General features: G+C 38.0%; 13 protein-coding genes and 2 pseudogenes. 11 read left to right on the top strand and 4 right to left on the bottom strand.

Annotated features, from left to right (window positions below):
- Window positions 1–31: 31 nt before the first annotated feature.
- Together GG9_RS01810 and dacB are read right to left on the bottom strand one after the other, a co-directional pair.
- Window positions 32–2,271, bottom strand: a pseudogene (locus GG9_RS01810) (TonB-dependent siderophore receptor).
- Window positions 2,272–2,456: 185 nt separating this feature from the next.
- Window positions 2,457–3,895, bottom strand: a pseudogene (gene dacB / locus GG9_RS0108910) (serine-type D-Ala-D-Ala carboxypeptidase).
- A 163-nt stretch (window positions 3,896–4,058) separates the two neighbouring features.
- Here dacB and greA point away from each other — a divergent pair.
- Window positions 4,059–4,535 (top strand): transcription elongation factor GreA, encoded by a 477-nt coding sequence (gene greA, locus GG9_RS01815; protein ID WP_005628917.1) that lies wholly within the window; start codon window positions 4,059–4,061, stop codon window positions 4,533–4,535.
- 39 nt (window positions 4,536–4,574) lie between these two features.
- Here greA and yhbY read toward each other — a convergent pair whose 3' ends face one another.
- Window positions 4,575–4,874, bottom strand: a complete 300-nt coding sequence (gene yhbY, locus GG9_RS01820) for a ribosome assembly RNA-binding protein YhbY (protein WP_005628915.1) — start codon at window positions 4,872–4,874, stop codon at window positions 4,575–4,577.
- A gap of 126 nt (window positions 4,875–5,000) precedes the next feature.
- Between yhbY and rlmE the strand changes: the two genes are divergently transcribed.
- The 8 genes from rlmE (at window position 5,001) to bioD (ending at window position 12,372) form a co-directional block, all read left to right on the top strand.
- Window positions 5,001–5,630: a 23S rRNA (uridine(2552)-2'-O)-methyltransferase RlmE gene (gene rlmE, locus GG9_RS01825; RefSeq protein ID WP_005632307.1), complete on the top strand. Its 630-nt coding sequence runs from the start codon at window positions 5,001–5,003 to the stop codon at window positions 5,628–5,630.
- An 89-nt stretch (window positions 5,631–5,719) separates the two neighbouring features.
- Window positions 5,720–7,627, top strand: coding sequence for an ATP-dependent zinc metalloprotease FtsH (ftsH, locus tag GG9_RS01830; protein ID WP_005631577.1), 1,908 nt, complete (start codon window positions 5,720–5,722; stop codon window positions 7,625–7,627).
- A gap of 111 nt (window positions 7,628–7,738) precedes the next feature.
- A complete protein-coding gene (gene folP, locus GG9_RS01835; RefSeq protein ID WP_005631580.1) occupies window positions 7,739–8,581 on the top strand; it encodes a dihydropteroate synthase in 843 nt (280 codons plus the stop codon).
- Window positions 8,582–8,618: 37 nt separating this feature from the next.
- Complete coding sequence (glmM, locus tag GG9_RS01840) at window positions 8,619–9,953, top strand: phosphoglucosamine mutase (RefSeq protein ID WP_005631581.1); 1,335 nt, start codon at window positions 8,619–8,621, stop codon at window positions 9,951–9,953.
- 58 nt (window positions 9,954–10,011) lie between these two features.
- A complete protein-coding gene (gene sixA, locus GG9_RS01845; RefSeq protein WP_005631583.1) occupies window positions 10,012–10,509 on the top strand; it encodes a phosphohistidine phosphatase SixA in 498 nt (165 codons plus the stop codon).
- Between the two features lie 220 nt (window positions 10,510–10,729).
- Entirely contained in the window at window positions 10,730–11,197 is a 468-nt protein-coding gene (locus GG9_RS01850) for a hypothetical protein (protein WP_005631585.1), read from the top strand.
- A gap of 78 nt (window positions 11,198–11,275) precedes the next feature.
- Window positions 11,276–11,542: a YcgL domain-containing protein gene (locus GG9_RS01855; RefSeq protein WP_005631587.1), complete on the top strand. Its 267-nt coding sequence runs from the start codon at window positions 11,276–11,278 to the stop codon at window positions 11,540–11,542.
- Between the two features lie 101 nt (window positions 11,543–11,643).
- Window positions 11,644–12,372, top strand: a complete 729-nt coding sequence (gene bioD, locus GG9_RS01860) for a dethiobiotin synthase (RefSeq protein ID WP_005631588.1) — start codon at window positions 11,644–11,646, stop codon at window positions 12,370–12,372.
- 85 nt (window positions 12,373–12,457) lie between these two features.
- Here the strand turns inward: bioD and metF are convergent, their stop codons facing one another.
- Window positions 12,458–13,339, bottom strand: coding sequence for a methylenetetrahydrofolate reductase (gene metF / locus GG9_RS01865; RefSeq protein WP_005631590.1), 882 nt, complete (start codon window positions 13,337–13,339; stop codon window positions 12,458–12,460).
- Between the two features lie 310 nt (window positions 13,340–13,649).
- Here metF and rplM point away from each other — a divergent pair, with 310 nt between their 5' ends.
- Window positions 13,650–14,078 carry a 50S ribosomal protein L13 gene (gene rplM / locus GG9_RS01870; RefSeq protein ID WP_005631592.1) on the top strand — a complete coding sequence of 143 codons (429 nt, stop codon included), beginning with the start codon at window positions 13,650–13,652 and terminating at the stop codon, window positions 14,076–14,078.
- Window positions 14,079–14,094: 16 nt separating this feature from the next.
- A complete protein-coding gene (rpsI, locus tag GG9_RS01875) occupies window positions 14,095–14,487 on the top strand; it encodes a 30S ribosomal protein S9 (RefSeq protein ID WP_005631594.1) in 393 nt (130 codons plus the stop codon).
- Window positions 14,488–14,659 lie beyond the last annotated feature (172 nt).

Raw genomic sequence — 14,659 nt, 5'->3', positions numbered from 1 at the left:
CGAAATATTCGCCCTCGTATTGTGCGCTCAATTAAAACTCAACTTTAGTGTTGAAGATAAATTCACGTCCATAACCTAATGCAACAGGGATTAACGTATTTGTTGCGTTACCAGAGGTAGATGGATAGTAAGTTTTATTTGTTAAGTTTTTACCGTTAAGTTGGAAAGACACTTTCTTGCCAGAGATTTTAGTATCGTAAGCAATAAAGGCATCATATACCACGGCATGAGGTAATTTGTATGCTTTTGTATAAGTATTATTGTAGGCATACCAGGAACCTAAATAACGAGCGCCACCACCAACACGGATGTTACCAAAATCAAATTCACCTACGTTATAAGCTAGGAATAAAGAAGCTTGATGTTTTGGTACACCAGAAAGTTGTTGATTTACTGCATCAGGATAAAGCTCATTTTCAAGTGATTTTACTTTGGTGTATGTATAGTTAGCTGCTACGCTTAGACTATCCGTAATTTGACCATTAAGATCGAATTCCACACCACGAGAACGTTGTTTGCCGACGATATTCAATTGCGCATTTGAACCAGAACCAACAGCTTCAGCCACATTACGTTTGCTGATATTGAATAATGCAAATGTCGCATTAAAGCCTGAGTTTTCGTATTTTGCACCAATTTCAAAAGATTTACCTTGTTCAGGTTTTAAATCGCCGCTAACAGGAGTTGCAACGCTCATTTGCGGACGAAAAGATTCCGAGTAATTAGCAAAAGTGGCAAAATCAGGCGTAAATTTATATACCGCACCTAATTGATAAAGCAACTTACCATCGTGCTGATCCGTATTACCGGTCTTCGTTACGTTTTGTCCTTTTGACACATCACAATTTGCTGTATTTAAACAATGGCGGCCGGCAAATTGGTCAAAATATTCATAACGCAAACCGCCGGTCATAATAAAGCGGTCAGTGAAATAAGCAGTATCTTGAACGTAAACACCGACAGTTTTTAAATAGTTATATTGGTAGGCATTGCCATTGCCATTTTTCTTCTGCGCAACAGGATTGGTGTAGTTTGGATGATCAATATTAATATCGGAATCCATGATGCCTTGATTATAAATTGGACCAAGATCACGAATATTACGCATAACATCCACACCAGCAACAAAACGGTTAGCAATCTCACCAATACCGAATTCACCCACGATATTTAATGTGCCACTATGCACGCGTTGATCGCCTTGTTGTTGCTCTATGGCTCGGCGTACATGGCGTGCTTTTAATTCCGGAGAGGTGATCACGCCCTTTTTATTTTTAACCGCAGGGATCGGTGTGTCTGCAACATTAATATTCGAAATACGCGCTTGATTATAGAAATATTCATAACGGGCATAGTTATAACCGGCGTTTAACTTCCAGTTATCGTTAAGTTTATACTCAACTTTAAAATCAATGTTATCGGTTTTTGCCGTGGTTTCATTATTCGGTTCGTCTAAACGACGGTAGACCGGAATATTCGGCAGAGAATTTGTCGCCGTTAATAAATTCGTCCCACGATCAAACGGCTCAAGAATATCTTTATGCTCATACGCCACAAAGACTTTGGTGGTGTCATTTTCCCAAGAAAGAGAAGGCGCGTAAGTGGTGTTTTTAATTTTGCCGAAGTTACGCCAATAGTTCTTTTCTTGTTTGTCATAAATAAAACGATAAGCAAAGCCATTACCTAAGCCGCCGGTGAAATCCACTTGTGTTCCCCACAAACTATGATTTCCTAATGTGCCGCCCACTACATATTTCGGCGTTTGTTGTGGTTTTTTAGTAATGATATTAACTACACCACCTGGATCTTGAATACCATAAAGTACGGATGCAGGTCCTTTTAAAACTTCAACGGTTTCAGTTGTCGCGCTAAAGTTTTTAGCTGGGCCAGCTTGTAAACCGTTACGCATAATTGAGTTATCGCGGTTTCCACCGAAACCACGTTTTTGGATAGCATCAAACATACCAACGTATTCGCTTGACTTACACCACTGACGTTATAAAGCGCGTCAATGAGTGATTCAGGTTTGCGATCTTCTAGTAGTTTAGTTGAAAGAATGTTTACTGTGTTTGGCGTGTCGAATACTGGCACTTCAGCTTTTGATACGACAGATGTCCCTGTTGTTTGATAACCATTTTGTTTAATACCTGTATCTTGAACATTAATTTGTTCAATTGTTTCAGTATTAGATTTATGTTGCGTTTCTGCTAACGCAGAAATAGAAATCCCAGCAAAAAGTGCGGTGTAAACTAAGCTTAATTTAAAATTCATAAATTGCTTCCCCAAAAGTTAAATCTAGGTTAAAAAAGAGTGACGAGTATAAAAAATACAACAAACTAAGCAATGAAAATTATTATCATTTAATGGTATTGCATTAATCAATAGTATTTTAAAAAAGCTATAAAAAAACACCGCACTTTGGATGGCAAAGTGCGGTGTTTTTTTAGAAGGCTTTATTAGTATTTATAGATTTCATTATATAAGCCACTCTCAAATTGTACTAATGGGGCTCGTTTGGTTTTGCTTTCCAAATCGCCTGTTGAGTAGCCATTAATAAATTGAACAAAGGCCACTTTTTCCCCTCGAGCGTTTGTCATAAACCCAGCGAGGTTATAAACCCCTTTCAAAGAGCCAGTTTTAGCAATAACATTTTTTACTAATGGCGGGCTAATTAATCCACCTCGCCCACTGATCGTGCCATCTACACCTGCGATGGGGAAAGCTTCCATTAAATGTAATTTATCTTCGTTTTTGGCGATGTATTCTAAAACGGATAGCATCGTTTTAGGTGCTACAAGATTATGGCGAGATAGACCTGAACCATCGGCTAAAATACTATTACCAAAACGAATTCCCTGTTTTTGTAATATGGATTTAACCGCTAATGTGCCTAATTGAAAGGATGCTGGGCGTTTATAGTAATTGAATGCCACTGCTCGGAATAATGAATCGGCAATTTGGTTATCCGATTTTTTCATCATTTTTTTCAATAAGTCAGGCAATGGTTTTGATAAATGTTTCGCTAATAGCTGACCTTGTTGTGGTTTTTGGGGCAGCATGACTTTGCCATTAAACTCAATACCTAATTGTCTTAATTGACGTTGAATAATCGCGGCAGCATAAGCATCCGTATCTTGCACGGCAAAGCTTAAGCCAAAAGGTTTAGATTGACGGGCTAAACATCCTTTTACTTGATAGCGATTATTGTCGTGTACAACGACATCGAGCTGACAATAAGGTGCTTCATTGCTATCCGCTACATAAACTTGTCCGAACACTTGAATTGGAAATTGTGCAGGCACATTGATTTTTACTGTTTCGCCGGGATTTTGATTCGCATCTAGTTCCGCATAAAAACAGTTGTTATCAATATTCGCAGCGGATGGCGGAGAGTTGAAACACATGGTCAGATCGTTCCAAATCCAACCTAATCCTCGGTCGTGACTAGAAAAAACAGAGGTATCTAATACTAAATCGCCATTAATTTTTTTGATGCCTTGTTTTTTAATTCTGCAAGTAAGGTATAAAGCTGGCCACTGGTAAGATCAGGATCGCCTGTGAAACGCACGATTAAGTGACCCTCTAAATTCCCATTTTGAATTTTTCCATTACTCAAAAGAGCGGTCTCAAATTGGAATTGATCACCTAATGCAAGTTTAGCGGCAACAGCTGTAAAAACTTTTTGTGTGCTCGCAGGAAGCATAAAGGTTGAGCCATTATAATCCGCAATAATTTGGTTTTGATTTATATTTTTGGCGATAAAACCTACGCTGGAACCTTCAGGCAATTTTTGTGTTAAATCTGAAACATTAATATTGGCGAAAGTTGGCAGGCTAAAACTTACTGAAAGTAAAAAGGATCCAAGTGCGGTGGAAATTGAAGATAATTTTTTCATATTAGGTTTGTTATGGTTGCTATTTTTTTTTAGACGAACAATAATAAGCCCCGAATGAAATTGAGTAAATCATTTTCTCATTTCAAGTTTATTTTTAATAATACTGCGGCAAGATTTTAGGATTTTGCCGTGGTTTTTGTTTTATTTAGTAAAAGGAAAAACAATGCAACAAATTCCAATGACTGTGCGTGGCGCAGAACAATTACGTGAAGAATTGGATTTCTTAAAAAATGTACGTCGTCCTGAAATTATTAAAGCGATAGCAGAGGCCCGCGAGCACGGTGATTTAAAAGAAAATGCAGAATATCATGCTGCTCGTGAGCAACAAGGTTTTTGTGAAGGCCGTATTCAAGAGATTGAAGGTAAACTTGGTAATGCTCAAGTTATTGATGTAACCAAAATGCCAAATAATGGTAAAGTTATTTTTGGTGCAACAGTTGTGCTTGTAAATACTGATACAGACGAAGAAGTTACTTATCGCATTGTGGGCGATGATGAAGCTGACATTAAATCTGGTTTGATTTCGGTTAATTCTCCAATTGCGCGAGGTTTAATTGGTAAAGAATTAGATGATACCGTTAATATTACAACGCCAGGCGGTGTCGTTGAGTTTGATATTATTGAAGTGAATTATATTTAAATAAAAAAAGTGCGGTTGAAAATAACCGCACTTTTGTTGTTATTTGCGTGGAAGCTGAATTTTTGCTTCTTCGCTTGGGCGATAAAGCACCAAAATATGCCCGATAGTTTGTACTTGTGCTGCTTTAGTTTCACGCACAATCGCATCGATAATAAGTTGTTTGGTTTCGCGATCGGCACCAGCAACTTTTACTTTAATGAGTTCGTGATGATTAAGTGCATTTTCAATTTCAGCAAGTACGCCTTCGGTTAAGCCATTTCCACCAAGCATAACGACTGGGTTAAGATGGTGCGCAAGACCTTTTAAAAATTGTTTTTGTTTGGTTGATAAGGTTGTCATAAGGATTCCTAATTAAAAAGAGCGGTTGATTTTCTCAATGTTTTTCACTGATTTCAATCTGCCTTGGCTTGAATTCGGCAGATTGTAACCAAATATAAGCAAAACTACTACCAAAAATAGAAGATTATGGGAAAGAAAAAACGTTCAGCGAGTTCTTCTCGCTGGCTAAATGAACATTTTAGTGATCAATTTGTGCAAAAAGCGCATAAGCAAAAGTTACGTTCACGCGCTTATTTTAAGATTGATGAAATTCAGCAAACGGATAAATTATTTAAACAAGGAATGACAGTGGTCGATCTTGGCGCTACACCTGGCGGCTGGTCACAATATGTGGTGGGGCAAATCGGTGGTAAAGGTCGAGTGATTGCTTGTGATATTTTAGAAATGGATCCCATTGTCGGTGTTGATTTTCTGCAAGGCGATTTCCGTGATGAAAATGTTTTGAATGCTTTATTAGCGCGCGTAGGCGAAGATAAAGTTGATGTTGTGATGTCTGATATGGCACCAAATTTTAGTGGAATGCCATCAGTGGATATTCCACGCGCAATGTATTTGGTCGAGCTTGCTTTAGATATGTGTAAACAGGTCTTGGCAACCAAAGGAAGCTTTGTTGTTAAAGTTTTCCAAGGTGAAGGCTTTGATGAATATTTAAGAGAAATTCGTTCTTTATTTAATGTGGTGAAAGTGCGTAAGCCTGAAGCATCACGCGGACGTTCTCGTGAAGTATATATTGTGGCGACAGGCTATAAAGGCTAATTGCTTTGATAGCTTTTCATCGCTAATGATGTGTAGTATCTTGTAAAAAATTTTTTAACTTAGGAAAGGTAGGTTAGACTTTGAACGATATGGTCAAAAATCTGGTGCTTTGGGTGGTAGTAGCGGTCATTATGATGACAGCATACCAAAGTTTTAATTCCTCTTCGGTAGATAATTCTACTGATTATACAACCTTTGTTTACGATGTAAGCAATGGTCAAGTGACGGAAGCGCGTTTTGATGCCAATGAAATTACGGTAACGAAAACGGATGGTTCTAAATATTCAACCGTAATGCCGCCACTTGAAGACAAAAAATTGCTTGATGATTTGTTAAGCAAAAAAGTCAAAGTGGAAGGCACGCCATTTGAAAAACGTGGTTTCTTGTCCCAAATTTTAATTTCTTGGTTCCCAATGTTATTCCTTGTTGGCGTATGGGTATTCTTTATGCGTCAAATGCAAGGTGGTGGCGGCAAAGCAATGAGCTTTGGTAAAAGCCGCGCCAAAATTCTGAATCAAGATCAGATTAAGGTGACTTTTGCAGATGTTGCTGGTTGCGATGAAGCAAAAGAAGAAGTGGGCGAAATCGTTGATTTCTTGCGTGATCCTAATAAATTCCAAAACTTGGGTGGTAAAATTCCAAAAGGTATTCTGATGGTTGGTCCTCCAGGTACTGGTAAAACCTTACTTGCTCGTGCGATTGCAGGGGAGGCAAAAGTTCCATTCTTCACTATTTCTGGTTCTGATTTCGTAGAAATGTTTGTGGGTGTTGGTGCATCACGTGTACGTGATATGTTTGAACAGGCTAAGAAAAATGCACCCTGCTTAATCTTCATTGATGAAATCGATGCAGTGGGTCGCCAACGTGGTGCGGGCTTAGGTGGTGGACATGATGAACGTGAACAAACCTTAAACCAAATGCTAGTTGAAATGGATGGATTTAGTGGTAATGACGGCGTAATTGTTATTGCAGCAACTAACCGCCCAGATGTGCTTGACCCAGCTTTAACTCGTCCAGGCCGTTTTGACCGACAAGTGGTTGTTGGTCTGCCAGATGTGAAAGGTCGTGAGCAAATCTTAAAAGTGCATATGCGTAAAGTGCCTGTTGCGCAAGATGTTGATGCAATGACATTAGCGCGTGGTACGCCGGGCTATTCTGGTGCAGATTTAGCAAACTTAGTGAATGAGGCTGCTTTATTTGCTGCTCGAGTGAATAAACGCATGGTCACCATGCTTGAGTTCGAAAAAGCAAAAGACAAAATCAATATGGGGCCAGAGCGTCGCACAATGATTATGACGGATAAGCAAAAGGAATCAACCGCTTATCACGAAGCAGGTCACGCCATTGTGGGGTATTTAGTTCCTGAGCATGATCCTGTACACAAAGTGACTATTATTCCTCGTGGTCGCGCGTTGGGTGTGACATTCTTCTTACCTGAAGGTGATCAAATTAGCATTAGCCAAAAACAATTAGAAAGTAAGCTTTCTACCTTGTATGCAGGGCGTTTAGCAGAAGATTTGATTTACGGTGAAGAAAATATCTCAACGGGTGCATCAAATGATATTAAAGTAGCGACTAATATCGCGCGTAATATGGTGACGCAATGGGGATTCTCTGACAAATTAGGTCCGATTCTTTATACGGAAGATGAGGGCGAGGTTTTCTTAGGTCGTTCAATGGCGAAAGCAAAACATATGTCGGATGAAACTGCTCATGCAATTGATGAAGAAGTGCGTGCAATTGTAAATCGTAACTATGCGAGAGCAAGACAGATTTTGACTGATAATATGGATATTCTTCATGCGATGAAAGATGCATTAGTCAAATATGAAACCATTGAAGAAGAACAAATCAAACAATTGATGAATCGCGAACCCGTCACACCGCCATCAGGTTGGGAAGAGCCGAAAACTCAACAGGCTGCTTATGCAAATTCAACAACGAATGATACAAAGCCTGAAAGTGCGGTAGAAAATACCGACGATTTTAATGTTTAACTTATCAAAGCCTTTCTTCGGAAAGGCTTTATTTTTTCCTAATGATTTTTTTCTTGGATGTATTTCGCTATAATTGCCCACCAAAATCACTCTAAAAACTAACCGCACTTTATGAAACTTTACGCGAATAATAAATGTCTTGATTTAAGCGTTCCTAAGATTATGGGAATCCTTAATTTTACGCCTGATTCTTTTTCTGATAGAGGACAGTTTTTTAGCTTGGATAAAGCGCTTTTTCAAGTTGAAAAAATGTTGGAAGAAGGAGCGACAATTATTGATATTGGTGGTGAATCTACGCGTCCGTCATTCCTTTATAATGATGCGGATGAAGTCTCTGAACAAGAAGAATTGCATCGTGTTGTGCCAGTAGTGGAGGCGGTGCGAAGCCGTTTTGATTGCTGGATTTCTGTCGATTCTTCAAAAGCAGTTGTGATGCGTGAAGCAGCAAGTGTTGGAATGGATTTGATTAATGATATTCGTGCTTTGCAAGAGCCAAATGCGTTAGAAACCGCAGTAAAACTAGCTTTACCTGTTTGTATCATGCATATGCAAGGGCAACCTAGAACGATGCAGGCAAATCCTCATTATGAGAATGTCGTACAAGATGTATTCGCTTTTTTACAGAAACGTACTAATGAATGTCTTTCTGCTGGTGTTAAAAAAGAAAACTTAATTTGGGACATGGGATTTTGTTTTGGTAAGTCTGTACAGCATAATTATCAATTATTACAAAATCTGAATGAATTTTGTCATAGTGGATATCCTGTGTTAGCGGGATTATCTCGCAAATCAATGATTGGTGCGGTGCTTGATAAACCCGTCGATCAGAGAGTGATAGGCAGTGCGGCAGGCACGCTTATTGCAGCGCAAAAAGGTGCAAAAATTTTACGCGTACATGATGTTGCTGCAACATCAGATATGCTCAAAGTTTGGCAGGCAACAGAAAATGCCTGATGATTTTATAACGATAAAAAATTAAAGGAATTGTGTTATGGTAAATCGTAAATATTTTGGAACAGATGGTGTGCGTGGAAAAGTGGGTACTTATCCAATTACACCAGATTTCGCATTAAAATTAGGTTGGGCTGCAGGAAAAGTATTAGCTTCTCAAGGTTCTAAAATGGTTTTAATCGGTAAAGATACTCGCATTTCTGGATATATGTTGGAATCAGCCCTTGAAGCAGGTTTGGCTGCTGCGGGGTTATCTGCTGCATTTACCGGCCCTATGCCTACACCCGCTATTGCTTATTTAACCAGAACTTTCCGTGCTGAAGCGGGTATTGTGATCTCGGCCTCTCATAATCCTTATTATGATAATGGCATTAAATTCTTTTCAGCAAAAGGGACTAAATTACCTGATGAAATTGAAGAAGCCATTGAAGCGATGTTAGAGCAACCGATGGATTGTGTGGAATCTGCAGAATTAGGTAAAGCAAGTCGTATTAATGATGCAGCCGGACGCTACATTGAGTTTTGTAAAGGCACATTCCCAGCTCACTTAGGCCTAGAAGGTTATAAGATCGTGGTAGATTGTGCAAATGGTGCGACCTATCATATTGCGCCTAACGTGTTGAGAGAGCTTGGTGCGGAAGTCATTGAAATTGGTACAGATCCAAATGGTTTGAACATTAATGAAAAATGTGGCGCAACGGATGTGACAGCATTGCAAGCGAAAGTAGTTGAAATGAAAGCTGACGTTGGCTTAGCTTATGATGGCGATGGTGACCGCATTATGATGGTCGATCATTTAGGAAATAAAGTTGATGGCGACCAAATTCTCTTTATTATTGCACGTGAAGCATTGCGCTCAGGCCAATTAAAAGGCGGTGTCGTTGGCACATTAATGAGTAATATGAGCTTAGAGATTGCGTTGAAAATGCTTGGCGTTCCTTTCTTACGTGCAAATGTGGGCGACCGTTATGTATTGGAAAAAATGGTTGAAAACGATTGGACGCTTGGTGGTGAGAATTCTGGACATATTATCATTGCGGATAAGAATACAACGGGTGACGGCATTGTTGCGTCATTGGCTGTATTGGCGGCGATGGCACAGCATAAATTATCATTAAATGAATTAGCGAGTGCGGTTAAATTATTCCCACAAGTGTTAATCAATGTACGTTTTGCGGGTGGGGATAATCCACTTGAAAGTGACGCTGTAAAATCTGTTGCCGCAGACGTTAAAAAACGTTTAGAAGGCAAAGGTCGTATTTTATTGCGTAAATCGGGTACGGAACCACTTATTCGAGTTATGGTGGAATGCCAAGACGCTACACTTGCACAACAATGTGCAGAAGAAATTGCAGAAGCAGTTAAATCTCATTAATTTTTTAACCGCACTTTATTTAGTGCGGTTTATTTTTATCAAATACTTAGGAAAGCAAATGAATATTTTTATTATGCGTCATGGCGAGGCTGAAGTAATGGCTAATAGTGATAAAGCTCGTCGCTTAACTGCCTATGGTATTAAGCAAGCTTTTTTTCAAGGAGAATGGTTAAAACAGCATTTAAGTACGCTAGTAATTAATTCACTAGACCGTATTTTAGTGAGTCCTTATGTCAGAGCTCAAGAAACCTTTCATCAAGTTAATCAAGCGTTTGATTTTGAATTAGAAAATAAACTTGAAACTTGGGAGGGTATAACTCCTTATGGCCATGCGCATTCAGTCATTGATTATTTAGAAGTGCTGAAACATGATGGGGTTAAATCTGTATTGATTATTTCTCATTTACCTTTAGTTGGAGAAATCGTTGCTGAACTGTATGGAAAACGAAATCCAATACCATTTTATCCTGCAACCATTGCTCAATTATTATGGGATGGTAATAAATCAGAAATATTGATGCATCAAGCATCTAAAGAAATTCATAAGATTGATTAAATCTAAAACATATATTCATATACATTTCTTTACAAAAAATAAAATTTTTCTATGGAACTTTTTTAAAATATATTTAATATCAATGTGTTAATGCTCTTTTTTACACTTATTTATTTATCAGAAATGTAAATTTTTGTATTAGCTATTTTCTTTTAATAAAACTTCCGTAAACTACGCCACATCAAAGCAATAGGGCTTTGCCGTAATCAAGATTTATTCTATGGAGAAAATTATGAAAAAATTAACACTAGCATTAGTTTTAGGTTCAGCTTTAGCGGTAACTGGTTGTTTCGATAAAGAAGAAGCTGCACAAAAAGTTGACGCAGCTAAACAAGCGGCAACATCAATGGTTTCTGAAGCAAAAGACGCAGCAACTAATGCTGTTGCTGATGTTAAAGATGCGGCTAAACAAGCTTCAACTGAAGTGAAAAACACTGCAGTAGAGAAAACTGCTGAAGTTAAAGATGCAGCAATGGCTCAAGTTGAACAAGTAAAAGATGCTGCTGCAGCTAAAGTTAGCGAAATGAAAGATGCTGCAACCTCTAAAATTGATGCAATGAAAGATGCTGCATCATCAAAAATGGATGCGATGAAAGACGCTGCGACTTCTAAAATGACTGAAGTTAAAGAAGCCGTTTCTGAAAAAGCAACTCAAGCAGCTGATGCCGTAAAAGAAGCTGCAAAATAATGCTTTAAGCAATTTAATAAATGGTAAAATCCCTGTTAAAGAAATTTAATAGGGATTTTTTATTTAGGAAAACAAAATATGTTATGTGCAATTTATAAAAGTAAAAAGAAACCGGGAAGCTATCTGTATATCGCAAAAAGAGAGGATTTTTCTCAAGTGCCAGAAGTGTTACTGAGCCACTTTGGAAAACCAGAATTAGTCATGATGTTTAATTTACTTGGGAGCAAACCGCTACATAATGTAGATAGTAATGAGGTATTGGAAAAAATTAAACAACAAGGATTTTATTTGCAAATACCAAAACAAGATGATGGTTTATTTAATAGCTTGAGTGAGATCAAATAAATTGTTTATTTTTGATACGAAAAAGAGAAAATTTGCGTTATCTCAAATTTTTAAAGGAAAAATTCTTTTAAAATCCACCGCACTTTTTAAAGGAGATAAAAATGAGTAGCTTTTTTGTTGCGGGGACAGATACAAATGTGGGAAAAACCACAGCAACCCGTGCGATTATTCAAGCCTTGCAAAAGCAGGGTGTGCAAGTGGTTGGCTATAAACCCATTGCTTGTTGCGGTGAGGAAAGTATTTATCCAGCGATGCAAGAAGAAAATACATCAGATTATGATAATTTATCAAATTCAGATGTATTAACATTAATGGATTCAACTAAAGAAAATGTGTCCTACAAGGATATTAATAGTTATACCTTTAGCCATAGCGCACCGATGCTGACACAAGATAGGACGCGTATTAAGTTAGATAAAATTAATCATGATTTAACTCGATTAAATCAAAATTATCAGTCTGTTGTGGTTGAGGGCTCGTTTGGTTTAATGACTCCAATGGCGGAAGGAAAAAGTTTTGCTGATTGGGTTGCACAACGAAAAATGCCTGTGGTTCTTGTGGTTGGTATTAAAGATGGTTGTGTGAATCACGCATTATTAACTGTGCAAGCGATTCAACAGCTAGGCGTGCCGTTATTGGGCTGGATAGCTAACCGAGTTAATCCATTATTAAGCCACTATGCAGAAATTGTTGATTTGCTTGTTGAGCATATTGATGCGCCGCTTTTAGGGAAAATTCCTTATTTGCATAAACCAGAAGAGCAAGAATTGGGACATTATTTGACGGATATTGATCGATTAATGTATATGCAAACAGAGTTAGTCAAATAATAAAGTGCGGTTAAAGTTTTTTATATTTAAATAAGGGCGTAAATAACGCCCTTATTTTATGGAAGAAAAATATCTTATCTTTAAGTTATTCTGGTCTTACACCTAACATATGACAAATTGCATAAGTTAGTTCACTACGATTTAGTGTATAGAAATGGAAGTCATTCACGCCTTCGCGAGATAAAATTTTCACCATATCCATTGCAACACTTGCTGCTACAAGATTACGAGTAGTTTGATCATCGTCTAATCCTTCATAAGCATTAACAAGCCATGCCGGAATTTTCACATTAGTGAAAGAGGCCATTTTTTGTAATTGCTTAAAGTTAGTTACAGGTAAAATGCCCGGCACGATTTCTGTATCAATACCAATTGATGCACAACGATCACGGAAACGTAGGTAGCTTTCAATATCAAAGAAAAATTGAGTGATAACATGGTTTGCACCTGCATCAATTTTACGTTTTAAATTAATCAAGTCTGCTTGTGCTGATTTTGCTTCGGGATGAACTTCTGGATAAGCTGCTACAGAAATATCAAAATCAGCGACAGAACGGAGTAATTCCACAAGATCTGACGCATAAAATGGTTTTTTAGCATATCCTTTTGGTTCGTCACCGCGTAACGCAACGATGCGACGAATACCACTGTCCCAGTAATCTTTAGCAATTTGTTTTAATTCTTCAGGTGTGGCATCAATACCAGTTAAATGCGGAGCAGCCTCTAAGCCAGTTTCTTGTTTGATTGCTTTTACAATACCATGAGTGCGGTCACGCTCGCCAGAATTTGCGCCGTAAGTAACAGAAACAAATTTGGGTTTTAACACTTTTAAACGATGAATAGAATCCCACAAAAGCGTTTCCATTTTTTCATTTTTGGGTGGGAAAAATTCAAAAGAAACATTAATTTTTTTATTGAAGTCAGCGATGTGCTGATTAAGCGTGTCAATTTCTTTAGCGTAGCTCATAAAAATTCCTATAGCTAGTATGATGATATTTGAGTTAACAATAAAATAACTTTATGTATGAGTCAATTTTAATAAATTCATTAAAAACATTAATTTAGTTAATGTAAATAGGTTTCAGCAAAAATACTAAAATATTGCATAAAAAATTAGCATTCATGAAATAAATATGTATAATACACCGACCCTGTAAATGTGCGAATTCCCATCGTACATTATTTTATCGAGATCTCACTCGAAGGGGTGGCGATTAAGATCAATGGTTGTGTTCATAAGAACACTGGGTATCAAACTAATTTTTGGTAATTAATTAATGAAAACTTTTGTAGCAAAACCAGAAACGGTTAAACGCGACTGGTACGTAGTAGATGCGACAGGTAAAACTTTAGGTCGTTTAGCGACTGAATTAGCACGTCGTCTTCGTGGTAAACACAAGGCTGAGTACACTCCACACGTAGATACTGGTGATTACATCATCGTTATCAACGCAGAAAAAGTGGCAGTAACTGGTCGTAAAGAAACAGATAAACTTTACTACTGGCACACTGGCTATGTAGGTGGTATTAAACAAGCGACTTTCAAAGAAATGATCGCTCGCCGTCCTGAAGCAGTGATTGAAATTGCGGTTAAAGGTATGTTGCCAAAAGGTCCATTAGGCCGTGCAATGTTCCGTAAATTAAAAGTGTACGCGGGTGCTGAACACCAACACGCTGCACAACAACCACAAGTATTAGATATTTAATCACGAGGTTTAGAAAATGGCAGAGAATCAAAACTACGGCACAGGTCGCCGCAAAAGCTCTTCAGCTCGTGTATTTATCAAACCGGGCAGTGGTAAAATCACTATCAACCAACGTGAATTAGACGTTTACTTCGGCCGTGAAACTGCGCGCATGGTAGTACGTCAGCCATTAGAATTGGTTGAGTTAACTGATAAATTAGACCTATACATCACTGTTAAAGGTGGTGGTATTTCTGGTCAAGCGGGTGCAATCCGTCACGGTATCACTCGTGCATTGATGGAATACGATGAAACATTACGCCCAGCACTTCGTGCAGCTGGTTTCGTTACTCGTGACGCACGTCGCGTTGAACGTAAAAAAGTGGGTTTACACAAAGCACGTCGTCGTCCACAATACTCAAAACGTTAATTTTTATTTTCGTTTCGAAAAAGAAAAGCAGAGAGAAATCTCTGCTTTTTTGTTATCTAACTTATTGATTATAAAACAATAAAAAAGAATTGTTTGGCAAATGACCTATGCTTTGTGATAGAATACACACCCCTTATAAAATATAGAATATTTTTGGATCTTCGGAGGAATA

The sequence above is a fragment of the Haemophilus haemolyticus M19501 genome, from assembly GCF_000222025.1.
Classification (GTDB): Bacteria; Pseudomonadota; Gammaproteobacteria; order Enterobacterales; family Pasteurellaceae; genus Haemophilus; species Haemophilus haemolyticus_G.
The sequence above is the reverse complement of the archived record's forward strand: the minus strand, read 5'-3'. Positions and strand labels throughout refer to the sequence as shown.